This is a genomic window from Flagellimonas zhangzhouensis (assembly GCF_900102925.1).
In the GTDB taxonomy this organism is placed as follows: Bacteria; Bacteroidota; Bacteroidia; order Flavobacteriales; family Flavobacteriaceae; genus Flagellimonas; species Flagellimonas zhangzhouensis.
In genome coordinates this window covers 166648-190754 of record NZ_FNKI01000003.1, presented here as the reverse complement: position 1 = coordinate 190754, position 24107 = coordinate 166648, and the positions used below count along the sequence as shown (strand labels likewise).

Annotated in this window: 28 protein-coding genes; 14 read left to right on the top strand and 14 right to left on the bottom strand. The window is 40.2% G+C overall.

Going from position 1 to position 24107, the window contains the following annotated elements; all coding sequences use genetic code 11:
* Positions 1-85 precede the first annotated feature (85 nt).
* From mnmA to BLQ18_RS14415, 3 genes are read left to right on the top strand one after another with little or no spacing between them, the layout of a single operon-like run.
* Positions 86-1276, top strand: coding sequence for a tRNA 2-thiouridine(34) synthase MnmA (gene mnmA, locus BLQ18_RS14425; protein ID WP_090298241.1), 1191 nt, complete (start codon positions 86-88; stop codon positions 1274-1276).
* Positions 1277-1327: 51 nt separating this feature from the next.
* Complete coding sequence (locus BLQ18_RS14420; RefSeq protein ID WP_090298116.1) at positions 1328-2269, top strand: NAD(P)H-dependent flavin oxidoreductase; 942 nt, start codon at positions 1328-1330, stop codon at positions 2267-2269.
* 48 nt (positions 2270-2317) lie between these two features.
* Positions 2318-2779: a hypothetical protein gene (locus BLQ18_RS14415; protein WP_175443777.1), complete on the top strand. Its 462-nt coding sequence runs from the start codon at positions 2318-2320 to the stop codon at positions 2777-2779.
* On the opposite strand, the gene BLQ18_RS14410 is transcribed toward BLQ18_RS14415, so the two are convergent.
* Genes BLQ18_RS14410 through BLQ18_RS14385 form a run of 6 tightly spaced genes read right to left on the bottom strand, consistent with a single transcriptional unit; the run spans position 2772 to position 8862 of the window.
* Entirely contained in the window at positions 2772-4103 is a 1332-nt protein-coding gene (locus BLQ18_RS14410; protein ID WP_090298114.1) for a DUF58 domain-containing protein, read from the bottom strand. The genes BLQ18_RS14415 and BLQ18_RS14410 overlap by 8 nt on opposite strands.
* 2 nt (positions 4104-4105) lie before the next feature.
* Complete coding sequence (locus BLQ18_RS14405; RefSeq protein WP_090298111.1) at positions 4106-5089, bottom strand: AAA family ATPase; 984 nt, start codon at positions 5087-5089, stop codon at positions 4106-4108.
* Positions 5079-6293 (bottom strand): DUF4350 domain-containing protein, encoded by a 1215-nt coding sequence (locus tag BLQ18_RS14400; protein WP_090298107.1) that lies wholly within the window; start codon positions 6291-6293, stop codon positions 5079-5081. The genes BLQ18_RS14405 and BLQ18_RS14400 overlap by 11 nt, the downstream gene beginning before the upstream one ends.
* Positions 6286-7020 carry a DUF4129 domain-containing protein gene (locus BLQ18_RS14395; RefSeq protein ID WP_090298104.1) on the bottom strand — a complete coding sequence of 245 codons (735 nt, stop codon included), beginning with the start codon at positions 7018-7020 and terminating at the stop codon, positions 6286-6288. Before BLQ18_RS14395 ends, BLQ18_RS14400 begins: the two co-directional genes overlap by 8 nt.
* Positions 7020-7907 carry a hypothetical protein gene (locus BLQ18_RS14390; RefSeq protein ID WP_090298102.1) on the bottom strand — a complete coding sequence of 296 codons (888 nt, stop codon included), beginning with the start codon at positions 7905-7907 and terminating at the stop codon, positions 7020-7022. Before BLQ18_RS14390 ends, BLQ18_RS14395 begins: the two co-directional genes overlap by 1 nt.
* The gene (locus BLQ18_RS14385; protein WP_090298099.1) at positions 7882-8862 is read right to left on the bottom strand and encodes a stage II sporulation protein M; all 981 of its coding nucleotides are present in this window, start codon (positions 8860-8862) and stop codon (positions 7882-7884) included. Before BLQ18_RS14385 ends, BLQ18_RS14390 begins: the two co-directional genes overlap by 26 nt.
* Before the next feature lie 34 nt (positions 8863-8896).
* Between BLQ18_RS14385 and BLQ18_RS14380 the strand changes: the two genes are divergently transcribed.
* The 4 genes from BLQ18_RS14380 (at position 8897) to BLQ18_RS14365 (ending at position 12071) form a co-directional block, all read left to right on the top strand.
* Entirely contained in the window at positions 8897-9613 is a 717-nt protein-coding gene (locus tag BLQ18_RS14380; protein WP_090298097.1) for an RDD family protein, read from the top strand.
* Between the two features lie 2 nt (positions 9614-9615).
* Positions 9616-10227, top strand: coding sequence for a trimeric intracellular cation channel family protein (locus BLQ18_RS14375; RefSeq protein WP_090298094.1), 612 nt, complete (start codon positions 9616-9618; stop codon positions 10225-10227).
* 194 nt (positions 10228-10421) lie between these two features.
* Complete coding sequence (locus BLQ18_RS14370) at positions 10422-11567, top strand: hypothetical protein (RefSeq protein ID WP_090298091.1); 1146 nt, start codon at positions 10422-10424, stop codon at positions 11565-11567.
* 12 nt (positions 11568-11579) lie between these two features.
* Positions 11580-12071 carry a DoxX family membrane protein gene (locus BLQ18_RS14365; protein ID WP_090298087.1) on the top strand — a complete coding sequence of 164 codons (492 nt, stop codon included), beginning with the start codon at positions 11580-11582 and terminating at the stop codon, positions 12069-12071.
* Here the strand turns inward: BLQ18_RS14365 and BLQ18_RS14360 are convergent.
* Positions 12039-12764: a dienelactone hydrolase family protein gene (locus BLQ18_RS14360; RefSeq protein ID WP_090298084.1), complete on the bottom strand. Its 726-nt coding sequence runs from the start codon at positions 12762-12764 to the stop codon at positions 12039-12041. The two genes, BLQ18_RS14365 and BLQ18_RS14360, sit on opposite strands and share 33 nt — an antisense overlap.
* 51 nt (positions 12765-12815) lie before the next feature.
* On the bottom strand, positions 12816-13544 hold the full coding sequence (locus BLQ18_RS14355; RefSeq protein WP_090298081.1) for a peptidylprolyl isomerase: 729 nt from the start codon (positions 13542-13544) through the stop codon (positions 12816-12818).
* On the opposite strand from BLQ18_RS14355, the gene BLQ18_RS14350 reads away from it, so the two are divergent.
* Together BLQ18_RS14350 and BLQ18_RS14345 are read left to right on the top strand one after the other, a co-directional pair.
* Positions 13543-14184: an NUDIX hydrolase gene (locus BLQ18_RS14350; protein WP_090298078.1), complete on the top strand. Its 642-nt coding sequence runs from the start codon at positions 13543-13545 to the stop codon at positions 14182-14184. The genes BLQ18_RS14355 and BLQ18_RS14350 overlap by 2 nt on opposite strands.
* Positions 14185-14224: 40 nt before the next feature.
* The gene (locus tag BLQ18_RS14345; protein WP_090298075.1) at positions 14225-15037 is read left to right on the top strand and encodes a lysophospholipid acyltransferase family protein; all 813 of its coding nucleotides are present in this window, start codon (positions 14225-14227) and stop codon (positions 15035-15037) included.
* Here the strand turns inward: BLQ18_RS14345 and BLQ18_RS14340 are convergent.
* The 3 genes from BLQ18_RS14340 to BLQ18_RS14330 form a co-directional block, all read right to left on the bottom strand.
* Complete coding sequence (locus BLQ18_RS14340; RefSeq protein ID WP_090298072.1) at positions 15034-15675, bottom strand: hypothetical protein; 642 nt, start codon at positions 15673-15675, stop codon at positions 15034-15036. The genes BLQ18_RS14345 and BLQ18_RS14340 overlap by 4 nt on opposite strands.
* Before the next feature lie 4 nt (positions 15676-15679).
* A complete protein-coding gene (locus tag BLQ18_RS14335) occupies positions 15680-16174 on the bottom strand; it encodes an RNA polymerase sigma factor (RefSeq protein WP_090298069.1) in 495 nt (164 codons plus the stop codon).
* 73 nt (positions 16175-16247) lie between these two features.
* On the bottom strand, positions 16248-17675 hold the full coding sequence (locus BLQ18_RS14330) for an amidohydrolase (protein WP_090298066.1): 1428 nt from the start codon (positions 17673-17675) through the stop codon (positions 16248-16250).
* A 101-nt stretch (positions 17676-17776) separates the two neighbouring features.
* Here BLQ18_RS14330 and BLQ18_RS14325 point away from each other — a divergent pair, with 101 nt between their 5' ends.
* Together BLQ18_RS14325 and BLQ18_RS14320 are read left to right on the top strand one after the other, a co-directional pair.
* A complete protein-coding gene (locus tag BLQ18_RS14325) occupies positions 17777-19084 on the top strand; it encodes an NAD(P)/FAD-dependent oxidoreductase (protein WP_090298063.1) in 1308 nt (435 codons plus the stop codon).
* Between the two features lie 74 nt (positions 19085-19158).
* On the top strand, positions 19159-19671 hold the full coding sequence (locus tag BLQ18_RS14320) for a hypothetical protein (RefSeq protein ID WP_090298060.1): 513 nt from the start codon (positions 19159-19161) through the stop codon (positions 19669-19671).
* Here the strand turns inward: BLQ18_RS14320 and xerD are convergent.
* Complete coding sequence (xerD, locus tag BLQ18_RS14315) at positions 19668-20573, bottom strand: site-specific tyrosine recombinase XerD (protein WP_090298057.1); 906 nt, start codon at positions 20571-20573, stop codon at positions 19668-19670. The two genes, BLQ18_RS14320 and xerD, sit on opposite strands and share 4 nt — an antisense overlap.
* Before the next feature lie 226 nt (positions 20574-20799).
* Here xerD and BLQ18_RS14310 point away from each other — a divergent pair, with 226 nt between their 5' ends.
* From BLQ18_RS14310 to aroQ, 3 genes are all read left to right on the top strand, one after another.
* Positions 20800-21318 (top strand): hypothetical protein, encoded by a 519-nt coding sequence (locus BLQ18_RS14310; RefSeq protein WP_090298054.1) that lies wholly within the window; start codon positions 20800-20802, stop codon positions 21316-21318.
* A gap of 74 nt (positions 21319-21392) precedes the next feature.
* The gene (locus tag BLQ18_RS14305; RefSeq protein ID WP_090298051.1) at positions 21393-21851 is read left to right on the top strand and encodes a hypothetical protein; all 459 of its coding nucleotides are present in this window, start codon (positions 21393-21395) and stop codon (positions 21849-21851) included.
* A gap of 71 nt (positions 21852-21922) precedes the next feature.
* Positions 21923-22339, top strand: coding sequence for a type II 3-dehydroquinate dehydratase (aroQ, locus tag BLQ18_RS14300; protein WP_090298049.1), 417 nt, complete (start codon positions 21923-21925; stop codon positions 22337-22339).
* Here aroQ and BLQ18_RS14295 read toward each other — a convergent pair.
* Together BLQ18_RS14295 and lpdA are read right to left on the bottom strand one after the other, a co-directional pair.
* Complete coding sequence (locus tag BLQ18_RS14295; protein WP_090298047.1) at positions 22331-22612, bottom strand: DUF3817 domain-containing protein; 282 nt, start codon at positions 22610-22612, stop codon at positions 22331-22333. The two genes, aroQ and BLQ18_RS14295, sit on opposite strands and share 9 nt — an antisense overlap.
* Positions 22613-22620: 8 nt before the next feature.
* Entirely contained in the window at positions 22621-24012 is a 1392-nt protein-coding gene (gene lpdA, locus BLQ18_RS14290) for a dihydrolipoyl dehydrogenase (protein ID WP_090298044.1), read from the bottom strand.
* Between the last annotated feature and the right edge of the window lie 95 nt (positions 24013-24107).

The following is a 24107-nucleotide window of genomic DNA, read 5'->3' as shown; positions in this document are numbered from 1 at the left end:
ACAGTTTGATAATTGTAATTCGACTAGAAGGAAAAATCGGTTTAATAAGACCCTTTTTGTATTTTTGTACCCTTAAATGATTGCAATGAAAAAGGTAGTTGTGGGACTTTCAGGTGGAGTGGATTCCAGTGTGGCAGCATACCTGCTCAAAGAGCAGGGTTATGAGGTGATTGGCCTGTTCATGAAGAACTGGCACGATGATTCTGTGACCATTTCCGAAGAATGCCCTTGGTTGGAGGACAGCAATGATGCGTTGATAGTTGCCGAGAAGTTGGGCATACCATTTCAAACGGTGGATTTGAGTGCGGAATACAAGGAGCGTATCGTGGATTATATGTTCAACGAATACGAAAGGGGAAGGACACCCAATCCAGATGTGCTTTGCAACCGTGAGATCAAGTTTGATGTCTTTTTAAAGATTGCCTTGCAACTCGGTGCAGATTACGTGGCCACAGGACATTATTGCCGTAAAGGAACCATCCAAAATGAAGATGGAACCGAAACCTATCAATTGTTGGCGGGAAAGGACCCGAACAAGGATCAATCCTATTTTTTATGTCAACTGTCGCAAGAACAATTGTCCAAAACCTTATTTCCCATTGGAGAATTGTTAAAGCCAGAGGTTCGAAAAATAGCAGCGGAAAACGATTTGATTACAGCCGATAAAAAAGATTCCCAAGGCTTGTGTTTTGTGGGTAAGGTGCACCTACCTGAATTTTTACAGCAGAAATTAAAACCCAAAAAAGGGGTTATTGTTGAGGTGCCCAGCACCGCTTCACAATTTGAAGTTGAGGTTCCAGAATTCCACACACCCAAGGAAAAATTGGCGTTTCAGGCGGAAAAACGGGTATATGCTTTGGAAGATGGAAAGGTGGTTGGAGAACATCAAGGGGCTCATTACTTTACCATCGGGCAACGAAAAGGACTCAATGTAGGAGGCACCAAGGAACCTTTGTTTGTTATCGATACCGATGTGGACCAAAATATCATTTATACAGGACAAGGAAAAACCCATCCTGGACTTTTGCGCAACACCTTGTTTGTAAAAGCTGATGAAGAACATTGGGTGCGACCAGATTTGGCTTTAAAAGCAGATGAGACTTTGGAAGTGATGGCACGAATCAGATACCGTCAACCTTTACAGCCTGCTACGCTCTACAAAGTAGAAAATGGTTTGTATGTGGATTTTAAAGAAAAACAATCCGCAATCACCGAGGGGCAATTTGTAGCCTGGTATATTGATGATGAGTTGGTCGGTTCTGGGGTGATTTCATAGTCTAATCCTTATTATTTTGGTTATTTTGCTGATATCTTGAATTGAATCTTCATGCAAAATAAAATCACACAACTTTTCGGAATTGAATATCCCATTGTTCAAGGCGGCATGGTCTGGGCCAGTGGATGGCGTTTGGCCTCTGCAGTTTCCAACGCAGGCGGACTTGGCCTTTTAGGGGCTGGAAGCATGTATCCCGAAGTGTTGGAGGAGCACATTATCAAATGTAAAAAGGCAACGGACAAACCTTTTGGGGTGAATGTGCCTATGTTGTACCCCGACATTGAAAAGCTGATGCAAATTATCGTAGACCAAGGGGTGAAAATCGTGTTTACATCCGCAGGAAATCCTAAAACATGGACCAAATATTTGCAAGGCAAGGGTATTACCGTGGTTCATGTGGTAAGCAGCGTAAAGTTCGCGCTTAAAGCTCAAGAGGCAGGTGTAGATGCTGTGGTGGCCGAAGGTTTTGAAGCAGGAGGTCACAATGGAAGAGATGAAACCACAACGATGGTTTTGATTCCATCTGTAAAGGAAAAAATTAACATTCCCCTAATTGCCGCTGGTGGAATTGCAACAGGAAGAGCTATGTTGGCCGCAATGGTCTTGGGTGCGGACGGCGTTCAAGTAGGGAGTCGATTTGTAGCTACCCCCGAAGCATCATCACATGATATTTTTAAAGAATGGGTGGTAAATGCTCAAGAGGGAGATACACATTTAACCTTAAAAGAATTGGCCCCTGTTCGATTGCTCAAAAATAAATTTTACCAAGAAGTACAAACAGCCTATGCAGAAGGTGCCTCAAAAGAAGATTTGATTCAACTTTTAGGTAGGGGTAGGGCCAAGTTGGGCATGTTTGAAGGTAATACCGAAGAAGGGGAGTTGGAGATAGGTCAAGTATCAGGTTTAATCCATGAAATTAAGCCTGCAGCTCAGGTTTTAGCTGATATGATGGCCGAATTCTATGTGGCTCGGGATGAAATGCAGGACTATTAGTTGAACGGCAAGGTAATTTCTGCTGATATTCAATATTTTTACCCGCAGATGAGAACACTATTAGCCACCCTAATATTTTTTGTATTGGCCTCAAGCTCCTATGGCCAATTGGAACACGATAAAACCCTTCATTTTATTGGCGGAAGTCTTTTCGGACTTGCTGGTGCTGGGATAGCCAAACAGGCTTCAAAAGGGAATCGCGTTTGGACCTTTGTGGGTGCAGTTGCAGGTAGTGCAATTGCAGGACTTGCCAAGGAAGCTGTTGATGCGTCCAATCCAAATAATAGCTGGGACAACGAAGATTTGGCAGCGACCGTTTTAGGCGGAGTGACCGTTGGTTTGGCCATTGAACTTTTTGCCAAAAAAGATAGTAATAGACGATTACGGGGTAGATATTCTGACCTCTATGAGAATCAACCATTAGATTTAAATCCGATTGAAATTGGGTCGTTCGATGCACCTCCAAGTTTAAATACGCTTAGTCTTTCTCGTAAGGTGGATCTTAAATAAGTCCGCGAGCCTTTATTTCCAAATATTTATTGATGGTATTGATGGTCAAGTTTTCGGGCTTGGTCAAAATGGTGTGGATGCCATGTTTTTGCAGTTCCTTTTGCATTAATCGCTTTTCCAAAGAAAACTTTTCTGCGATGGTTTTATGGTAAATGGCCTGAATATTCTCAGCATCGGTTGAAATCAAAGATTCCAATTCAGAATTTTCAAAGAAAATAACTACCAGTACGTGTTTTTTGGCAATCGCAGAAATGTAAGGCAATTGTCTTTTTAGGGCAGAAATGTGCTCAAAATTGGTGTAGAGCATCAATAAGCTTCTCTGATTTACTTTCCGCTTAATGTGCGCGTACAACAACCCAAAATCCGAATCCAAGAATCGGGTATTGATGTTGTACAAACTCTCTAAAATAGTGTTGAGGTGCGTAATTTTTTGAACCGCAGGTACAAAAGATTCAATGTTTTTTGAAAAAGCCAACATTCCTGTTTTGTCATTTCGTTTAAGTGCTACATTGGAAAAAGCCAAGGTTGCGTTGATGGCATAATCCAAAAGACTAAGCTCATTAAATGGCATCTTCATTACCCTTCCGGTATCGATGATGGAATAAATGGGCTGGGAACGTTCATCTTGGTATTGGTTCACCATGAGCTGACTCTTCTTTGCGGTAGCCTTCCAGTTGATGGTCCGCACATCATCCCCTTTAATGTATTCTTTGATCTGCTCAAACTCTTGGGTGTGACCGATGCGTCGTATCTTTTTAAGTCCAAATTCTGTCAATCGGTTGCTCGATGCCAAAAAATCATATTGTTGCATTTGGATGATAGAAGGGTACACTGGCACCATTTGGTCTTTTTGGAATACAAACCTTCTTTTTACGATGCCAATGGGCGAGGAAGCAAAAACATTCAAATTGCCAAAAACATATTCGCCACGTTCCACAGGTCGAACAGAATATTGGTAGATATGATCTTCGTTTTTCAATAACTCAGTTTTGTACTCAAAATCACGTTTTTGAAACTGAACGGGTAGCTCATCTATAATAACCACTTTGGTAGGAAAAGCATATTTTGACCTCAATTGCACCGATAGCACATTATCATCACTATTCGATAATTTTTGAGGCAATTCCCTTTTAGCCGAAATGGCATTTTGGGTGGCATATAAAAGATAAATATCCACAAAGAAAAAGGCCAATAGCACATACACCAAAATCCATGCTATCGGGTAAATTACAGCAACCCAATAGGAGAAAACAAAACTGGCTGCCAGTATGGCGATGTACCAGAAAAATTTAGTGTGTATGTAAAATGACCTTAAAAACTGCATGACTATCTGGGAATTTCAACAGATTCTATGATCATGGAAACGACATTTTCTGTCGTCATACCCTCCATTTCACGTTCGGGGGTTAAAATTACCCTGTGGTTGAGTACGGGAACCAAGGCTTTTTTTACATCTTCAGGAATCACAAAATCACGTCCAGCAATGGCAGCAAATGCTTTAGCGGCAGTCAAGGTAGAAATGGAAGCCCTTGGTGAGGCACCCAAATATAAATGTGGATGATTTCTAGTTTGAGAAATGATTTTGGCGATGTAATCCATGATTTTTCCTTCCACAATCACCTCATGGATGTTCTTCTTGAACTCCATTAACTTTTTAGGCGTCAAAACTGCTTTAATATGGTCTTGAGGCTTTTCTCCCTTGCGTTCATGATGGGTTTGTAGGATCTGTACTTCTTCTTCCACAGAAGGGTAATCCACTTTTATTTTAAATAAAAAGCGGTCCAATTGTGCTTCGGGTAGGGCGTAGGTTCCTTCTTGTTCAATAGGGTTTTGGGTGGCCAATACCATAAAAGGTTGTCCCATGGGGTAAGTGGTACCATCGATGGTTGCCTGACGTTCTTCCATGGTCTCGAACAAGGCTGCCTGTGTTTTGGCAGGGGCACGGTTTATTTCATCAATCAGAACAATGTTGGAAAATATAGGACCTTGCTTAAACTCAAATTCCGTGGTTTTTGAGTTGAAAACTGAGGTTCCCAAAATATCACTGGGCATTAGATCAGGTGTGAATTGGATTCGACTAAAACCTGTTTTAAGGGTTTTGGCAAATAATTTGGCTGTAACCGTTTTTGCAATGCCAGGAACACCTTCAATCAAAGCATGACCGTCGGCCAAAATCGAGACAATCAACAATTCAATAAATTGATGTTGCCCAACAATCACAGTGGCCAGTTCCTTTTTTATTTGGTCTACTGTGGTTCGCAATTCTTCCAAGGGTACCCTGTTGTCAAAGTTCAAGTCGTTATTTTCCATCAGCTTTTGCTTTAAATGCTTCTATATTTTTGTTCAATTTTTCCAATTCTTCATTGGTTATTTTTTCTTTGGACTGCAATCTTACAATCAAACTGAAAAGTGCTTTTACGTCCTCCACTTCTGCATTGCTTCGCGAAGCAAGATTATTAAAAAAGGTTTCGTCCCATTCTTGTGTGGGCAAATGCAACTTGGTTCGGATGTAGTCCAAAAAATACGCAATCTTGTGCTCTGCAATCAGTTTTTGCTCCCCATTTTCAAAATACATATCGGCAATGGTGCGAGTAAAAGCCAATGTTTGGTTTTTTACGGGCTCCACAATCGGAATGGCACGTTGTTTTCGCTTGCCCTCAAAAATCACATAGACCAATGCTCCTATTAGAATTAGATAATAGGCCCATTTTAATTCTTTGGTATTTAGAAATAGATACATAGGTGAGGTGTAGAACGATTTTCCTGACTTATGAAAATTGTCAATATAAATAGTTTCAGCTCTGTTTAGGTAGGACATAATCCCTGCCGTATACTCCCGATTGTTATCCTTTAGTATAAAGTAATTGGTAAAGGCCTTGGGAAAACTTGATAAAATGATTTCTCCATTACCAAAAGGATGTTTGATAAGGTTTACAGACTTTGAAATGGTTTCTGTACTATCCGATTCTCCATAAACTTCACCAAGTACTACAGTTTGCAATGTGTCTATTTCGCCAAAGGTTTCTGCGTAATAATCTTGTTTGAAAGCAATAGGAGTGTTGCTCAACTTGGGGTTCACCAATTGATGGTAAAAGGTTGGGTCTAGTTTGCTGGTATTGTACAGACTCTTCAAATCCAGATTCAATGTGTCTAGTAACGTTTTATCAAATGATTCGGAAGCTACAAAAAGGGTGTTTCCTAAATCTACCCAATCTAAAAGTGTATGGAGTTCTGCTTCTTCAAAAGCAACGGATTCGTTCATAAATAGGTAGGTGCCTTCAATCTCATCATTTCGCATTAAAAACTCGAAGGGAGGTTGCTGCACTTGCTGAATTGAATTTGGGAAATGTTTCTCCATCAAATCATTAAAAACAATAGTGCCGTATGGAATTTTATGATGTGAAACATAGGATGGGAACCAATTGATGTTTTTGGGTTTACCGTATTCCAAAACAAATATCCCCAATAGGGTAAAAAATGCAATCGCTATGTAAATCCAACCCTTTTTAGACATCTGCGTTGATTGATTTTTTAAGGGTTACAAATACTTGTTCTACTTGGGTGTACCGTTCTTGATCAATGGTAAATTCCCCATACCAAATGTAATCGTATAAGAAAGTGGCCTTGCCGAAGGTAATTTTTAATTCAGGGTTGGAAAGCTCTTCAATATAATCGTCGTTAGTTTTTTGTCGTTGCCAATCAATTAAATTGCGCTCCGATAATTGCTTAAGAATGAACAAATAATAATATCGGATGGCCAAACGGTAATCGTTTTGCGCCAAAGCGTCCTTAATGAGTTGTTCAATATCCTCGGTTTTGATGATGCGTTCTTCTTCGGATAGCGATACTGTATTGGGATTTTTCTTGTTCAAAAGCACAGATCGGGCATGGGTATTCACAAAAAACCGAATCACCAGATAAAGGAACAATGCCAATAGCAAATATGGCAGAATCTGAAGGAAGGTAGCCAAAAAGCTAGTTGCTTTTTCCACCCCAAAAATCCATTCAAATAGTTGTTGGAAGATATTGTAGAACCAATTTTTTACATCATCCAACCAAGTGGATTCTTGTTCCACGATTTCGTAATTGAAATCATCGTTGTTTCGGTAGGCGCTTAAATCTTCTTCACGAACCTCAAGGGGTTCAATCTCCGAAGTATCGTATTGCACAATGGAATCTTGTTGCGCAAACATGGATGTTGCACAAAAAAGTAAAATTCCAAAAAGCAGTGTTCGTAGCATTAATCCTCTGAAGATTTCCCCAAGTTGTCGATTCTTTCAAAGGTACCTGTAAAGTTTTTCTTTTCGTTAAGGTTAAAAAATATAAATGCGGTTGAAACCAACAGGATGATATTCATTAAAAATTGAATCAATGTGCTGATCACATTCAAAATCAAATACACTGGGTCATTGAACAAATTGAAAGTTTCAGCATCCATTTCCCCAGAAAATATGCCCATTTTAATCCACATATAAACAACCGAAGGTAGACTAAAGGCATAGGAGGCAACAGCGACAATAATGTAAATTATAAGTAGTGTAGCAAAGGTTATCCACCAGTTTTCCTTGATGAGCGTGAAACTATAATTGTAAGATTCCATTACATCTTTCTTTAGAAAGACCAGAATAGCAAACGAAATTGAAAGCGGCACAGCTAAATATATTCCAGGAATGAAACAAAATAGCATCCCCACAAACACAGATAATCCAACCAAAATGCCCAACCCGATCAAGGACCAAAAGGAACGATACACTTCTTTGTGCACGTCATCATAATTGGCAACACCATTATTGGCGATATAGGATTTTATGTAATGAAGCACCGTTCCCTGCGCCAAAACGTAAGCGGCAATTGAACTGAACATGAGCACTACTATGGCCAAAATCATTATAATTGGTGAAAGATCAGGTACGGTGTTATAAACGGTAGCAACATTAAAAATGTCGCCTACTGTGTACATATAAAAACCCATGGCAATCAACATTACCACAATGTACGGCCCAACTATTTTGAGGATAGTGCCGAAAAAAGGTTTGAATTGGTTGCGAATAAACCCAAAAGTGTCGGAGAGAATTTCCCCTAATTCACGTTGTTTTTTAAACTCAATATAGGTCTGTGGTGTTTGCATAAGCTGTTTTTCTTTTGATTTGGTATGGGTACAAAATGTAATAGAATACTATAAGGCTTAACGAGGCGGTTATAATTAAAATTGCCAGCCAATCGGGCATTTCGGTATGTCGGGTCACAAAACCTTCCAAAAATCCCGCAATTATGAAAAAGGGGATGGTACTTACCATAATTTTCAATCCGTTTTTAACTCCTCTTTTAAAAGATTCCAATCGGGTATAGGTGCCTGGGAAAAGAATACCATTGGCCAATACAAGTCCAGCACAACCCGCAATAATGATTACGGAAACTTCAATGGTACCATGGATCCAAATGGTGCGGGCCGATTCCCAAAGTAGTCCTTTATCGTAGAAAAAGTATTGAAAACTGCCCAACATAATCCCATTTTGGAGCAACACCATTAAAGTCCCAATCCCTAAAAATATTCCAAATGAAAAGGCATAGACCGCAACTTTGATATTGTTGATGGTGATGCCCAAAAACATATTAAATGCCCCTTGTTTTTTATAAACGGCCATTGGGTCTCCATTTTCAATATTCTCCAAAGTCATGTTCACATACCCATTGCCTAAAATGGAACGGACAAAATCCCCTTCATTGGCAGCTGAAAATGCGCCCACGGTTGTAAAAAAGGCAAAGACCAAGAATGCAATCAATAATTCGCGGTGATGTTGGGAGAACATTAAAGGGAATTCAGTTTTCCAAAAATGAACAATACGGTTCTTGGATTCTCGTTTGGTCTTATATATTTTTTGATGCGCTTGTGAGGCTAGCGAATTCAGGTATAACTGTGTGTTGCTATTGGGATAAAAGGTTTTGGCGTAACTGAGGTGATCGGTAATCTCAATGTATAAATCCGAAAGCTTGTCAGGATGAAGTCGTCCTTTATTGTTCAGGGCATTTTCAAAAGCGGCCCATTTATCCTTATTTTGCTTTACAAAAGCGGCCTCTCGCATTAACTGGTTAGTTTGTAAGTAAAGAAACTAAAATATGGAACAATTTCAAATAGAAACGGCCCAAAATATAACCATACAACAAAACACCTCCAATTTGGGTGAGCGTATGTTGGCCTATATCATCGATAGTTTTGTAATCGTGGTCTATACCATTTTGGTTTTTGTTTTTTTGGCTTCTTTGGATATTGAATTTGAAGATCAATGGGCATTTTATTTGATTCTTTCCATCCCAGCTTTTCTCTATTATTTATTGTTTGAAACCTTGATGAACGGAAAAACGATAGGCAAGGGGGCAATGTCACTTCGTGTGGTGAAACTCGATGGTTCCAAACCCAACTTTGCGAATTATTTCGTACGATGGGCACTTCGAATCATTGATGTGACAGTGACTTCTGGTGGTGGAGCTGTTTTAACAATTTTATTGAGAGGTAAAGGTCAACGTCTTGGTGATATTGCTGCAGGCACCACAGTGATCAGTGAAAAGAAACGAATTTCTCTACATGATACTTTACTTCGAGATTTGCCTGAAGACTATCAACCTACATTTTCTCAGGTTACTGTTTTTAAAGATCGAGAAATTCAGACCATTAAAGAATTATATGATGGCGCCAAGTTGAATGGCAACCACAACATAATTGTTTCTTTGGACAATCGGATCAAAGAAGTAACAGGAATCCAAACCGAAATGAAACCCATCGAATTTGTGGATGTGGTAATCAAGGATTATAACTACTATACCCAAAAGATGTAAGGATGCTATATCAAACTATAGATATATTGGGAACTGTGGCCTTTGCCATTTCTGGGGTTTTGGTCGCCATGGAAAAACGGTTGGACCTTTTTGGCGTTCTCATCATTGCATTTGTGACAGCCATTGGTGGAGGAACCTTACGGGATTTGCTCATCGGAAATACTCCAGTGGGTTGGATGCAAGACCTAACCTATGTAATTACTATTTTTATTTCGGTGGTTTTTGCCATCATCTTTGTGAACAAGCTCAAATACCTTCGAAAATCGTTGTTTTTGTTTGACACCATCGGGATTGGATTATACACCATGGTAGGAGTGGAAAAAGGTTTGGCAGCAGAACTTTTGCCCATTATGTGTATATTTTTGGGTACCATGACGGCCTGTTTTGGTGGAGTGATTCGTGATATTCTCTGCAATGAAATCCCTGTTATTTTTAGAAAGGAAATTTATGCTACCGCCTGCATTTTAGGTGGTGCCAGTTACTTTTTGCTAATTCAATTACCCATAAAGGAAACCTATGCCTATATCGCCGCAATTTTGGTGGTGATTGCCCTAAGGTTGGTTGCGGTAAAGTTTGATGTACGCTTGCCCAATATTTATAGTTCCAAGGATTAACATCCCTATCATTATGCTTTTATCACCTATGGTTAATGCTTGATTAAGGCCCTTAACCCTTTCTTAATGTTTTTTACACTTCCATTAGCTTTTCTCAGGCTTGGATAGGTCTATTTTGGCTTTGAACAAAACAAAACAATTTTGCAAATGCCCTTTTAATCAGGGTTTTGGCACAAATCAATCAACTAAGCCGAATGAAAAAAACAAAAACACTAATTATTACACTATGCATTATTGCCTCATTTTTAGGCCTCCACTCAGCTAAGGCACAGGGCTGTGTGGCTATCCGTCATTTCTCTTCATGTGTGGGGAATACGTTGGAAAACAATTTGTTGGGTCCAGGCGACATTCAAATAGGAACCAATTACCGCTATTTTAAATCGTTCCGTCATTTTAGGGGAACAGAGGAAGAACCAGATCGCGTAGCCAATGGTTCAGAAGTAATCAATCATTCACATTCATGGGATTTCTTTTTAACCTATGGAATCACGGATAGGTTTTATACCAGCATTACCATTCCGACAGTGATCAATACCCGTTCATCTTTATACGAACACGGAAGAGATGAACGTAATATAACCTTTTCCAGAGGTTTGGCCGATATCCGAGTAGGAGTGGGCTACTGGTTATTGGATCTTGAAAAAAATCAAAACGGAAATATTGCGGTAGGATTGGGTTTTAAATTACCCACTGGAAACTATAATGCTTCTGATATTTTTTACAACGTAGGACCAGAAGGAAGTCCACAAGTACGTCCCGTAGATCAAAGTATTCAACCTGGGGATGGTGGTTTTGGTGTCACTGTCGATTTTCAGTTTTATCAAAAGATTGCTGAAAAACTTTTCGCTTACGGAGGCGGTTTTTACTTGATCAACCCAAGAGAAACTAACGGAACCCGCACATTCCGTGAAACCTTGAGTCCGATTCTACAAAATGAAGCCATAATGGCCGTGCCAGACCAATTTTCGGTAAGAGCAGGTGCAAGTTTAATGTTGTCCAATACCATTTCTACATCCTTGGGAGCTCGCTATGAAGGTGTGCCTGTGAAAGATTTGATTGGGGGTAATGAAGGGTTCCGAAGACCAGGAAATGTGGTGTCCATTGATCCAGGGATAGCATTTATGAAAGATAATTTCAGTTTGAATGTGAATGTGCCTTTTGCCGTTCGAAGAGAACGTCCGCAAAGTGTTACCGACAAACAAACTGAAGAATTGACTGGTAATCCTAGAAATGGTGATGCAGCCTTTGCAGATTATTTGATCAATGTGGGGGTTTCCTATCGCTTTTCGAATAAAAAAGTAAAGGTAGATCCAGAATTAATGAACGAGTTCAAAAGTTAAAACGCGTATACAATGAAACAAAACCTCAAAAACCAACTGATTTCCATAGCTATAGGTCTTGTTTACCTATGGTTTGGGGCCTTAAAATTTATTCCACACTTAAGTCCAGCCGAAGATTTGGCCAAAAACACCATACATCAACTTACATTTGGCTTTATGGCCGATGATGTGGCCTTATTTTTATTGGCGGTTTGGGAAGTCGGTCTTGGGATTCTCTTGGTTTTGGGCCTGTTTCGAAGATATGCAATCATGGCTGCTCTGGTTCATATGGTGTTGACCTTCACACCCTTATTTTTCTTTCCAGATCAAGTATTTACACAAGTGGCATTTGGCCTGAGCTTGGTAGGTCAGTACATCTTCAAAAATCTCATAATCATAGCTGCCCTTGTTTCTATTTATGAAAGAAAAAGGGTGACAGAAGATGCTTTTGAAACGTCAAGTGACGAAAAGGAAAGTCTGCCGTTGCGAGTGTTAATCGGCAAAAACCTCTTCAAAAAAGTTTGACATTCTAAGCCATGAACGGTCGGTGGCCAATGGATTGTACATCATACCATCGTCTGGTGCATTGGCATTCGGATTGGTAAAGGCGTGGCCCGTGTGTCCAAAAACATCAATTTCCCAAATGGCATTTCGTTCGGTTAACTCATAACCTAATGCTGCTATGTCTTTTGGAAAAGCAAAAGGGTCTTCCCAACCATGGAGTACCAAAATTTTGGCTTTTATATCCACTTCTTCCTCTTGCTCCAATCCAGGTGGGTCAAAAATACCGTGGAAACATACGGAAGCTTTAATGGCTACTCCCGAGCGTGCTAGATCCAATGCGCATTTTCCACCAAAACAAAAGCCAATAATTCCGATTTTGGCAGCATCGGCAAGCTCATGTTTTTTAATGGCGTTCAAGGATAGGAGGAGACGGTTGAGCAATTCTTGACGGTCATTTTGCAATTCCATCATAAGTTCTTCGGCTTCCGTGGCATCTTTGGCTCTTTTCCCTTTTCCATATACATCAATGGCTAGGGCCAAGTAGCCTTGTTCTGCCAATGCTATGGCTTTGTCGGTTTCAAATTGTGATTGTCCCGACCAAGTGTGGGACACCATAACGGCTGGCCGTTTCTCTGTGTGGCTGTCATCAAAAGCGAGTACCCCTTGGTAGGTTTTTCCATCGCCTTCATAGATGAAATCTTGAGTTTTAATCATGTCGAGTGAGTTGTTAAATCGTGTAAACTAATTTATATTTTTTTAGTTTACCTATAGCACTTCAGCGGTAAGAATATAAACACTTTGCCACGGCCAATCTCCATCCCCCACTGGTACGTTGTTGATTTTATCCACAATGTCCATTCCTTCGATCACACGACCAAAAGGGGTATACGAACCATCCAAGTGATAGCTGCCAGGTTTGGTCACCACAATAAAGAATTCATAAGGAGAGGCGAGTTTATGCGGATTATCCCTTTCACTACTGGGCATAGAAATGGTGCCTCGATGGTGTTTATGGCCTTTTCGAGTATCTGGCGGCAATAAATAACGCCCTATTTTAGAACGTTTTTGTGCGGTTCGCTTATCATCGGAGTTACCACCTTGAATAATGAAATCTTTCACAACCCTATGAAATTGAGTGCTGTCAAAATATTTCTGACGTGCCAAATAGATAAAATTAGCTTTATGATAAGGTACATTGTCATAAAGTTCAATGGTAAAACTTCCGAGGGTGGTCGTGAGTTTTACTTTGTTTGCTTTAAGCGTTTTGGCATAATCAAAAAAGAAATCAATGGCATTTTCTTCCGTCAACTCAAAGGGTTCCTCTTCTTCAACTTCCTTTTCAATTGAGGTGGTATCAACTACACTCTCGGCAACAGTATCTGTTTTTGCAATATTTTCCTGAACTTTGTCTGTACTTTTTTTAGGAGATTCTCCGCAGGAGATAATTAGAAATAGAAATAAACTTGAGATAAAAGCCGATTGTTTCAACAGCATGGATTTTAATGAATTTTGTCAACTTGCTCTAAAATTAAAAAATCTCCCTCTTCCCGGAGAGGATTCGCATTATAAAATGTCTCCTCAACTGCGAATTGAGTGGTTGAAGCGAAATAAAGTTCGAGATGCCAACCCCAGACGTGCAGGAGTAATGGCCTTGTTTTTTCCTGATGAAGAATTGCAAACCAAGTTATTGTTGATTTTACGCAAGACCTATCCAGGGGTGCATTCGAACCAAATTGGATTTCCTGGCGGTAAGGAAGAGCGGATTGACAAAACCCTATTGGAAACTGCTTTACGGGAAACCCATGAGGAAGTTGGGGTGCCCCCTTCAGGAGTTGAGGTAATTAAAGAATTGAGCGAAGTGTATATTCCGCCCAGTAATTTTTTAGTGCAGCCTTATATCGGAATTTATCCCTCACCACAACCATTTGTACTTCAGGAAAGTGAAGTGGAACAGTTGGTAGAGGTATTTTTGAGCGATTTTTTGGACGATTCGAACCATATCGAGGAAAATTTGACCACTTCCTACGCGAAAAATATAGATGTACCTGCTTATAGATTAAATGGTTATACCGTTTGGGGCGCCACGGCAATGATGTTGAGCGAAATCAAAGAGCTTTTGCGGCAAGTGCTTTAACGGTGTTTTTGTAAATTTGCAGTATCAAACAAGCCAATTCATGGGTCTGTTCAAGAAAAATCCTTTTGGACATATTTTATTTTTAAAACGATGGTTGATTCGTATCGCAGGTATGATGACGCACCAGCGGTATAAGGGTTTTAATACTCTGGAGATTGAAGGATCGCAAATTATTCGTGATTTGCCCGATACCAATGTACTCTTTGTGAGCAATCACCAAACCTATTTTGCTGATGTTGTGGCCATGTTCCACGTATTCAATGCCAGCTTAAAAGGCAGGGATGACAACATTAAAAATTTGGGCTATCTCTGGAATCCGAAATTGAATATTTATTATGTGGCGGCCAAGGAAACCATGAAAAAGAGTTTGTTGACCAAAATTTTGGCCTATGCAGGTTCCATCAGTATTGAAAGGACATGGAGAGCAGGTGGTCAAGATGTAAATCGACAAGTAAAATTCAGTGATATTTCCAATATTGGGAGAGCCCTTAACGATGGTTGGGTAATTACCTTTCCACAAGGTACCACTACACCATGGAAACCTTTGCGAAAAGGAACGGCACACATTATTAAAAAATATAAACCTGTTGTGGTTCCTGTTGTAATAGATGGCTTTCGTCGTTCATTCGACAAAAAGGGATTACGAGTAAAAAAGAAGGGTATTCTTCAATCCATGCAGATTAAAACCCCTTTGGAAATTGATTACGATAACGAATCCATCGATGCGATTTTGGAAAAATTGGAATATGCCATTGAGCAACATCCATCTTTCCTAAAAGTGATATCCAAAGCAGATTTGATGGCTTACGAAGAAGAGAACCAAAAAAGAAGATATAGCTACAAAGGCGATTAAACTTCCAATTTTTTAAGTTCATTATAGTTTTCCCGAAGTCTTTTTAGTAGAATTCCGTAAAGTAGTTTGTAGAACAGCCAGATCAAGAAGAGGATGGCGGCTGTAAATACTATGGATATTCCGATGACCATGGCCCAAAACACAAAGGCATCACCATCTTGAGATGCAGCTTCAATAATTTTTTTGCCTTCTTCGCCGTAGATCAAAACGCCATACATGTTAATGATCAAAAAGGTGGTGAAGATGATAAGATTGAACCAAACGTATTGGGTAACGGTTCTTTTTACATCCAAAATGGTCTTCATCAGTTTTTTGGACGAGTCAGTAAAGGAAATTTTCTTGTAATTTTTGTAAAACTTATAGATAAAATATAGGATGATGATGTAGTTGATAATGTTCAACACCATGATCACTTTATGGATATGCATGGCCTTGAGCTCCGCCATGGTTTCTGGACTGTTGAATCCAATATTTATACCTGCCCAAAACACAAATTCAAGGATACTGATGTAGAATATCCATTTGATGATCGAGGAGGATTTCTTCCAAATCATCTTATATATTTGGTCGTAGGACAATTTAGGAAGATGTGCTTCCCGTTTTTGCCAGTCCTTTTTTAAGAGCTCCAATTCATCCATACCATTAAGGGTTTAAGATGGTTTTTAATTTTGTTTTTACCCTGCTCAACTTAACCCTTGCGTTTACTTCGGAAATCCCCAAAGTTTCGGCTATCTCAGAATAATCTTTGTCTTCCAGATAAAGGAATACCAATGCTTTGTCAATATCGCCCAACTGTTTTATCGCGTCGTACATCAATTTCAATTGCCGTTCTTCCGTATCATCGTAATCATTGGCCTTGATTCTGTGTACTACGGAGTCAAAATCTTGGGTCTTGACTCTTTTCTTGGATTTTCTGTACAATGTAATCGCCGTGTTCAGCGCTACGCGGTACATCCAAGTGCTAAATTTGGCATCGCCCCGAAACTTTGGGTATGCTTTCCAAAGTTGTATCGTGATTTCTTGGAACAGGTCGTTATGGGAATCCTTGTCGTTGGTGTACAGGCTGCACACCTTGTGGACAATGTTCTGATTGTCCTCAAGTTCCGTCACAAAACGATGTTCCAGTTCTTTGTTCACTAAAGGTTGGTAAGGGTTGCTTTATTTATTGATAAGTATGAATAAAGCCTTGTTTGTTACAAAACCAAGTCTTTTATTTTCTGTAATCCAATGCTGGTGGTCTGTTTCCAAGCATAGGAACATATTTAAAGTCCTTGCCGCGTCTTTCAATCAGCTCAGCCTTGGCGGCTTCAACCACTTTTGGATTTTTGAAAATATCCATAGCGGTCAAAGTCAATGTTTTTGCAGCGACCATCATCCCTTTTGTACCGATGCTCATCCCTCCAGCAGCAACAGCTTGCCAGCTATGGGCAGGCGTTCCTGGAACCCAAGTTGCAGTTCCTAAACCAGCGGTTGGCACAGTAAAGCTTACATCACCTACGTCGGTTGAACCAAACGCTTGGGCTTCTTCTTTAAAAGGTTGCACGTTTTCAGCCGTTGCAATGTCCAATGTTTCCCTACCCAGGGTCTTGGAAATTTTTTCTGCGAATGCTTTTTCTTCAGCAGTGTATTTTATCCCACCTACTTTGGTCAAGTTTTCATGCATTATGCGCTGAATGGTCAGGTTCGGCAGAAGTTCGTGGGTTCCACCGATCATTTCATAGTCCATAGTGGTGCCTGTACCCATGGCAGCACCTTCTGCAGCTTTTACCATCCTGTCAAACATGTCCGTAACCACATCTCTTGAATTGTGTCTTGCGTAATAGTACACTTCAGCAAAATCAGGAACCACGTTCGGTGCTTTACCACCATTGGTAATTACGTAGTGGATTCTTGCATCTTCTGGTACGTGTTCTCTCATCATATTTACCATGGCGTTCATGGCTTCTACACCATCAAGGGCAGAACGTCCCATTTGAGGAGCAGCGGCAGCATGGGCAGAAACCCCGTGAAATCTAAATTTTGCAGATTTATTGGCCAAAGCGGCTCCAGCACTTGCAGCATTGGCAGAACCAGCATGCCAGTGAAGGGCAACATCTACATCGTCAAAAACACCTTCGCGAACCATATATACTTTTCCAGAACCACCTTCTTCGGCTGGACAACCATAAAAACGGATAGTACCTTCAATTTTGTTATTGGCCAACCACTCTTTTACGGAAATAGCAGCAGCAGTTGAGGCAGTACCAAACAAATGGTGACCACAAGCATGACCTGCGGCACCTCCAGCAGATTGCTTTTCTGGAACGGCTTGCTGCGAAAGACCTGGAAGGGCATCATATTCCCCCAAAATACCAATTACTGGATATCCAGAACCGTATTCGGCCATAAAAGCGGTTGGAATTCCTGCAATACCCGTTTTAATGGTAAAACCAGCGTCAGCCAAAGTTTCTTGTAATAAAGCAGAACTTTTTTCTTCTAGGTATCCCATTTCTGCCAAGTTCCAAATTTCATGGGCGATTTCGCCATATTTTTCGGTTTTGGCATCCAAAGCCTTGATTACATCGGCTTCTTTTTTTTGAGCTACCAAAGTAGATGCACCAAATAACAAAAGGGCACCCAATGGGAGAATTTTTTTCATTGTTAGGAGTTTTATTGAGTTAGGCGCTAAAGATACTAAAAAACCCTACCTTACGTGTTATGCCCTGCACGGGAATACGTAAATTTGTTGGCATGTCAAGCATGAATATTCCACAGTCAAGTTATCCCCGAATTGTAATCATCGGAGGTGGCTTTGGGGGCATTGCCCTAGCTAAAAAATTAAGTAACAAAGATGCCCAAGTTGTCCTTCTGGACAAGCATAACTATCATAATTTTCAGCCTCTGCTTTATCAGGTTTCCACAGGTGGACTTGAGCCAGATTCCATTGCCTATCCAATTCGAAAAGTATTGCAGGGCTACCCTAATTTTTATTTTAGGTTGGCCAATGTGATGGAGGTAGACACCGATAAGAAAAGTATCAAAACCAATATCGGGGAGATGACTTTTGATTATCTGGTGATCGCTACGGGTTCTGAAACCAATTATTTCGGCAATAAAGGCATTGAAAACAACGGCATGGCCATGAAGACCATTCCACAGGCCTTGAATTTGCGAAGCTTGATATTGGAGAATTTTGAGCAAGCCCTCCTCACAGATAATTTACACGAAAGAGAGGCTCTCATGAATTTTGTGATTGTCGGAGGTGGCCCAACTGGAGTGGAGTTGGCAGGAGCCTTGGCAGAAATTAAAAAGGGGATTTTACCTAAAGATTACCCTGATTTGGATACCCGACGGGCACAAATAAATTTGATCCAGAGTGGAGATAGAATTTTACCTGCGATGAGTGAACAGGCATCCGAAAAGGCGGAAAGGTTTCTGGAAAAACTCGGGGTGAATGTGTGGAAAAATATTCGGGTAACCGATTACGATGGAAAAGTTGTCAGCACTGATTGCGATACCGTTTTTGAGGCAGCAACTTTGGTTTGGGCTGCGGGAGTACGTGCTGTTGGCGTTAAAGGATTGGATGCTGAAAACTTGTTGGCCAGAGGCAATCGATTAAAGGTGGATCAGTTTAACCAAGTTCAGGGTGTTGAGGGGGTGTTTGCCATTGGTGATGTAGCACAAATGGAGACGGAAGCATTTCCACATGGACATCCGATGATGGCGCAACCCGCAATTCAACAAGGAAGAAATTTAGGGGAAAACCTTGTTCGGTTGATTGATGATATTCCCATGAAACCGTTTAAATATCGGGATAAGGGTAGTATGGCAACCGTAGGAAGAAACAAAGCCGTTGTCGATATGCCGAATATTCGATTTCAAGGTGTTTTTGCTTGGTTTGTTTGGATGTTCGTTCACCTTTATTTTTTGATTGGATTTAGGAATAGGGTAGTGGTTTTTATCAATTGGGTGTACAATTATATTCGCTTCGACCGTGAAGCCCGATTGATTATCCGTCCGTTCAAAAAGCAAAATAGAGCAGAGCGGGATACGCTCAAACAAGAATAACCTAAAGGTTAAAGTTTCACTAATATAGGTGGAGGATACATTAAACATGGTAACTTCATTGTCAAACACTTACCATGTTCAAACTACACAATTATCATATAGCGCTACTAGTGCTATTGGGTCAAATTGGCTATAGCCAAGCGATACAACTTGAAGAACCCGAGAAGGATTCCTTTTTTTACATAGAAGGTTTTACTTATCCAAGTTTTAACGAAATAGATCATTACGGATGGTTCCGAATCAATGGTCGTATTTGGGAAAATACTGAAATCGGATTAGGTGGTGAACATTACCGAAGATGGGGTGCGGATCGGCTTAAATTGGCAGCTCGTTTAAAGCAACGAATCAGCGAAACCACAAGTGTTATTGGCGGTTATCAGCAAGAGTGGGATTTATACAATGAAGGTAAAGGATTTCCAAATCCAGTGCCTAGACAAGAATTGTTTTTCGGAGTTGAAAAAGATATTCGCCCCAATATGATGATGGGAATAAAGTTGGTGCAACCTCTGGGAACCTATGACTTTCATAGTTTAGGATTAGAGGATGTAAATACCCGAATTGAATTGGGAACTCGAGTAAAATTTTAATCCTCAATCTTTCTAGGATGATATTTTTCGAGAACATCTGTGAGGTGTTTTCGATTTACGTGCATGTACACTTCGGTAGTTGTAATGCTTTCATGTCCCAACATTTGTTGAATGGCCCTAAGGTCGGCACCGTTTTCCAAAAGATGGGTGGCGAATGAATGCCGAAAGGTATGCGGACTGATGTTCTTTTTGAGCCCAATTTGTTCGGCCAAGCGTTTGATAATAGTGAATATCATTGCGCGTGTTAATTGCTTTCCACGTCTGTTGAGAAAAACAAAATCTTCATGTTCCTTTTGAATGGGAAGATGAACTCTAATCTCTTTATGGTAAATATTGATGTATTTTTTATTGACATCACTTATGGGTACAAACCGTTGCTTGCTTCCTTTTCCTGTCACTTTTATGAAATCTTCTTCAAAAAATAAGTCGGATAGTTTTAAACCAACCAATTCCGAAACACGTAGCCCACATCCGTATAGGGTTTCTAAAATGGCTCTGTTGCGTTCCCCTTCAGGTTTGGAAAGATCAATGGCCTTTATCAAATCGTTGATTTCGTCTACAGAAAGTGTATCAGGAAGTTTTCGTCCAATTTTTGGCGTTTCGATCAAATCCATCGGATTGTCCTCCCGATAATCTTCAAACACCAAATAATTGAAAAATCCCTTTAATCCTGAAATAATACGTGCCTGTGTTCGGGGGTTAACTGTTTTGGCAATATCATAAATAAACTGTTGAACTATTTCACGGTCAATTTTAATGGGCTTTTCCTCTATTTCATGGTCGTTGAGGTATTGCACCAATTTTTGGAGGTCCAACGTATAATTAACGATGGAGTTCTTGGACAGGCCACGTTCAATTTTTAGGTAGTTACGGTAATCATTAATTGCCTGTTCCCAGTTCATAGGGTAAAGATAAATACAATATTGACGTAAAATTTAATTGTAAAAGGGCATTGGTCAATTCAAAACCAGTATTCGTCAAACGGAAGAATCAAAAATGGATGTAAAGAAATATTTTCACCGTCGAGTTAAAACAAACGCTCAATTTAATGGTTTTTTGTAGGATTTATAGCGCATTCTATACACTAATACCTAAGCGATTGCGTTAGGCATTAGTAAAACTTTAACAATGAAAAAACAGATTTTATTAGCAGTAGTGGCAATTATGGCCCTTGGCTTTGTGGCCACGGCACAACAAGTGGACAGAAGTAGCTTTAAAGCAGGTGTATTTGCTGGTATTCCAGTAGGGGATTATTCCGATTTCTCAAGTTTTGGCTTGGGATTGGATTTAGCACACCATTGGAGTGTTTCTGAGCTTTTCGATTTAGGCTTGGCCAGTGGTTATATTCACGCTTTTGGAGAATCGGATACCGTTGCGGGTGGTACAATTGGCTATTCTTTTGAGGATATTCAATTTATTCCTGTTGCTGGAGCTATTAGAATGTACCCGACCTATCAATTTAAATTGGGTGCTGATATCGGATATGCCGTAGGTGTAAATGAAGAAAATGACGGTGGGTTTTATTTGAGACCAAGCATTGGATATAACATAACGGGTAACACGGAATTGAACGCTTCTTACATTACTATTAGCAACAATGGAGCGAGCTTTTCAATGGTTGCCTTGGGACTTTTGTTCCTTTTTTAAAAAAAATAAAGACTGTTCATAACCCCAAATCGGACAGTTGAACCATGAATACTTAACCAATTAATACTTATAAAATGAAAAAATTACTTTTTGTTTTGGCATTTGCTATGCTGGGATCTATGGCCGTACAGGCACAAACCAATTATAAAGCTGCCTTGGGGTTGGGCATCGATATTTATGATGAAGCCACTTTTTTTGGAGCATCGGGAAAATATTTTTTCTCTGACCATCATGTGGGCCAAGCTGATTTTCTTTTTGAGGACAATGCTACCATGGTTACCTTCTTATATTCCTATCACAAAGGAATAGTAGGTGCTAGAGGACTTCGCTGGTACGCGGGTGTGGGACCGAGCATTGTGTTTTATAAGGATGTTGATAATGGATTTGCCTTGCGTCCTCACCTTGGATTGGACTTTAAAGTAAATGGGGTTCCATTTGTGGTCAACTTTGATTGGCGACCTGCTATCGTGTTAAGTGAAGGTGATAATGCCATCGGAGCCTTTGGCTTTGGGATGCAGTTTGCTTTTAATTAAAATACATAAGATTTTAAGGCTAAAAGGACGGAATTTCTCCGTCCTTTCCTTTTTATTGTATTTTTGATTGCATGAAACTAATGATCATTAATGGCCCAAATTTGAATTTGTTGGGTAAGAGAGAACCCGAAGTATACGGAAGTACCACTTTTGAGACCTATTTTGAAACTCTACAGCAAAAATTCCCTCAAGCTGAACTGGAATATTTCCAGTCCAATATTGAAGGGGAACTCATAGGTAAAATTCAAGAAGTCGGTTTCAGTTTTGATGGCATTATTTTAAACGCCGCAGCTTACACACATACTTCTGTTGGCATAGGTGATGCAGTTAAAGCAATTACAACTCCAGTAGTTGAGGTGCATATTTCCAATACCCACAAAAGAGAGGAGTATCGCCATGTTTCCTATATTTCACCAGGCGCCAAAGGTGTCATCCTTGGGTTTGGACTCCAAAGTTATGATTTGGCCATTCAGAGTTTTCTAGGCTAACTCTTTCAAATATTTTTTATCGGCATAAAATGTCCCAAAAGGTAGAAGGGACGCAACAAAGAGTACAAAAAACCTTTTAAGGCTCCATTTGCGCTCCCAGCAAAAAACTACGGCCACAACCACATAAAGGATAAACAAAATTCCATGTGCCATACCCACAACTTGGTTGGGTTCGGCAATATCTGCCCAATGTTTTAATGGCATGCTCATGCCAAACAACAGCAAATAGGAAATGCCCTCTAAAATGGCGGTGGCCCTAAAAATTTTAAGCATGTTTGCGATTAAAGGTGGATAACTTCATCGTAGGCATCCGCAACAGCTTCCATCACAGCCTCACTCATGGTAGGGTGTGGGTGAACTGCTTTTAGGATTTCGTGTCCAGTGGTTTCCAATTTTCTTGCAACAACCGCTTCTGCAATCATATCGGTAACGCCAACACCGATCATGTGGCAACCTAACCACTCACCGTATTTGGCATCGAAAATTACTTTTACAAAACCATCTGGATTTCCTGCTGCTTTGGCTTTACCACTTGCAGAGAATGGGAATTTACCAATCTTAAGTTCGTATCCTTTTTCTTTGGCCTGTTTTTCGGTCAAACCAACAGATGCTACTTCTGGGATGCAGTAGGTACAACCAGGAATATTTCCATAATCCAAGGCTTCTACGTGCATTCCAGCTATTTTTTCAACACAAAGAATTCCTTCAGCAGAGGCAACGTGCGCCAAAGCTTGTCCAGGGGTAACATCACCAATGGCATAGTATCCTGGTATGTTGGTTTGGTAGTAATCATTTACCATGATTTTATCTCTATCCGTGGCAATTCCAACATCTTCCAACCCGATGTTTTCAATATTGGTTTTGATACCTACAGCAGATAATACAATATCAGCTTCCAAAATTTCTTCACCTTTGGATGTTTTTACGGTAGCTTTTACGCCTTCACCAGAAGTGTCCACTTTAGTGACTTCAGCGGAGGTTTTGATTTTTACTCCTGTTTTTTTGAAGCTACGCTCCAATTGCTTGGAAACATCTTCATCCTCTACAGGAACAATGTTGGGCATGTATTCCACAACGGTAACTACAGTACCCATTGAATGGTAGAAATAGGCAAACTCCATTCCAATGGCGCCACTACCTACAACAATCATTTTCTTTGGCTGCTCTTTTAAGGACATGGCCTCACGGTAACCGATCACCTTTTTACCATCTTGTGGTAGGCTTGGCAATTCGCGGCTACGAGCACCAGTTGCTATAATAATGTGGTCAGCAGTATATTCAGTGGTTTCGCCACCGTCTGAAGTCACAGCCACTTTTTTTCCTGATTTTACCTTACCAAAACCATTGATCACTTCAATCTTATTTTTCTTCATCAAGAACTGAACACCTTTGCTCATTCCCTCGGCAACACCGCGGCTTCTTTTTACTACGGCATCAAAATCGTGATCAACATTTTCAGCGCTTAGACCATAATCTCCCGCATGCTTCAAATATTCAAAAACCTGAGCAGATTTTAGTAGTGCTTTTGTTGGGATACATCCCCAGTTCAAACACACACCACCTAAACTTTCTTTTTCAATAATAGCGGTTTTAAAACCCAATTGGGAGGCTCTGATAGCGGTTACATATCCACCTGGTCCACTTCCCAAAACAATTATATCGAACTTGCTCATTAGATTTTTATTTTAATAGTTAGATTCGAAGCATAGCTTTATGCTAGGCAGGTGCAAAAGTACGGAAATCATACTCCAAATCCCAAGGTGAAAAA

Coding starts and splice junctions, on each gene's coding strand:
- BLQ18_RS14395 (WP_090298104.1), bottom strand. CDS start 7,020: ATGCTACGAACACTGCTTTTTGGAATTTTACTTTTTTGTGCAACATCC.
- lpdA (WP_090298044.1), bottom strand. CDS start 24,012: ATGAGCAAGTTCGATATAATTGTTTTGGGAAGTGGACCAGGTGGATAT.
- xerD (WP_090298057.1), bottom strand. CDS start 20,573: ATGAACTGGGAACAGGCAATTAATGATTACCGTAACTACCTAAAAATT.
- BLQ18_RS14400 (WP_090298107.1), bottom strand. CDS start 6,293: ATGTCTAAAAAGGGTTGGATTTACATAGCGATTGCATTTTTTACCCTA.
- BLQ18_RS14415 (WP_175443777.1), top strand. CDS start 2,318: ATGAGAACACTATTAGCCACCCTAATATTTTTTGTATTGGCCTCAAGC.
- BLQ18_RS14390 (WP_090298102.1), bottom strand. CDS start 7,907: ATGCAAACACCACAGACCTATATTGAGTTTAAAAAACAACGTGAATTA.
- BLQ18_RS14355 (WP_090298081.1), bottom strand. CDS start 13,544: ATGCTGTTGAAACAATCGGCTTTTATCTCAAGTTTATTTCTATTTCTA.
- BLQ18_RS14410 (WP_090298114.1), bottom strand. CDS start 4,103: ATGCAGTTTTTAAGGTCATTTTACATACACACTAAATTTTTCTGGTAC.
- BLQ18_RS14385 (WP_090298099.1), bottom strand. CDS start 8,862: ATGCGAGAGGCCGCTTTTGTAAAGCAAAATAAGGATAAATGGGCCGCT.
- mnmA (WP_090298241.1), top strand. CDS start 86: ATGAAAAAGGTAGTTGTGGGACTTTCAGGTGGAGTGGATTCCAGTGTG.
- BLQ18_RS14375 (WP_090298094.1), top strand. CDS start 9,616: ATGCTATATCAAACTATAGATATATTGGGAACTGTGGCCTTTGCCATT.
- BLQ18_RS14350 (WP_090298078.1), top strand. CDS start 13,543: ATGGATTTTAATGAATTTTGTCAACTTGCTCTAAAATTAAAAAATCTC.
- BLQ18_RS14310 (WP_090298054.1), top strand. CDS start 20,800: ATGAAAAAACAGATTTTATTAGCAGTAGTGGCAATTATGGCCCTTGGC.
- BLQ18_RS14305 (WP_090298051.1), top strand. CDS start 21,393: ATGAAAAAATTACTTTTTGTTTTGGCATTTGCTATGCTGGGATCTATG.
- BLQ18_RS14320 (WP_090298060.1), top strand. CDS start 19,159: ATGTTCAAACTACACAATTATCATATAGCGCTACTAGTGCTATTGGGT.
- BLQ18_RS14340 (WP_090298072.1), bottom strand. CDS start 15,675: ATGGATGAATTGGAGCTCTTAAAAAAGGACTGGCAAAAACGGGAAGCA.
- aroQ (WP_090298049.1), top strand. CDS start 21,923: ATGAAACTAATGATCATTAATGGCCCAAATTTGAATTTGTTGGGTAAG.
- BLQ18_RS14295 (WP_090298047.1), bottom strand. CDS start 22,612: ATGCTTAAAATTTTTAGGGCCACCGCCATTTTAGAGGGCATTTCCTAT.
- BLQ18_RS14345 (WP_090298075.1), top strand. CDS start 14,225: ATGGGTCTGTTCAAGAAAAATCCTTTTGGACATATTTTATTTTTAAAA.
- BLQ18_RS14360 (WP_090298084.1), bottom strand. CDS start 12,764: ATGATTAAAACTCAAGATTTCATCTATGAAGGCGATGGAAAAACCTAC.
- BLQ18_RS14420 (WP_090298116.1), top strand. CDS start 1,328: ATGCAAAATAAAATCACACAACTTTTCGGAATTGAATATCCCATTGTT.
- BLQ18_RS14370 (WP_090298091.1), top strand. CDS start 10,422: ATGAAAAAAACAAAAACACTAATTATTACACTATGCATTATTGCCTCA.
- BLQ18_RS14325 (WP_090298063.1), top strand. CDS start 17,777: ATGAATATTCCACAGTCAAGTTATCCCCGAATTGTAATCATCGGAGGT.
- BLQ18_RS14330 (WP_090298066.1), bottom strand. CDS start 17,675: ATGAAAAAAATTCTCCCATTGGGTGCCCTTTTGTTATTTGGTGCATCT.
- BLQ18_RS14405 (WP_090298111.1), bottom strand. CDS start 5,089: ATGGAAAATAACGACTTGAACTTTGACAACAGGGTACCCTTGGAAGAA.
- BLQ18_RS14365 (WP_090298087.1), top strand. CDS start 11,580: ATGAAACAAAACCTCAAAAACCAACTGATTTCCATAGCTATAGGTCTT.
- BLQ18_RS14380 (WP_090298097.1), top strand. CDS start 8,897: ATGGAACAATTTCAAATAGAAACGGCCCAAAATATAACCATACAACAA.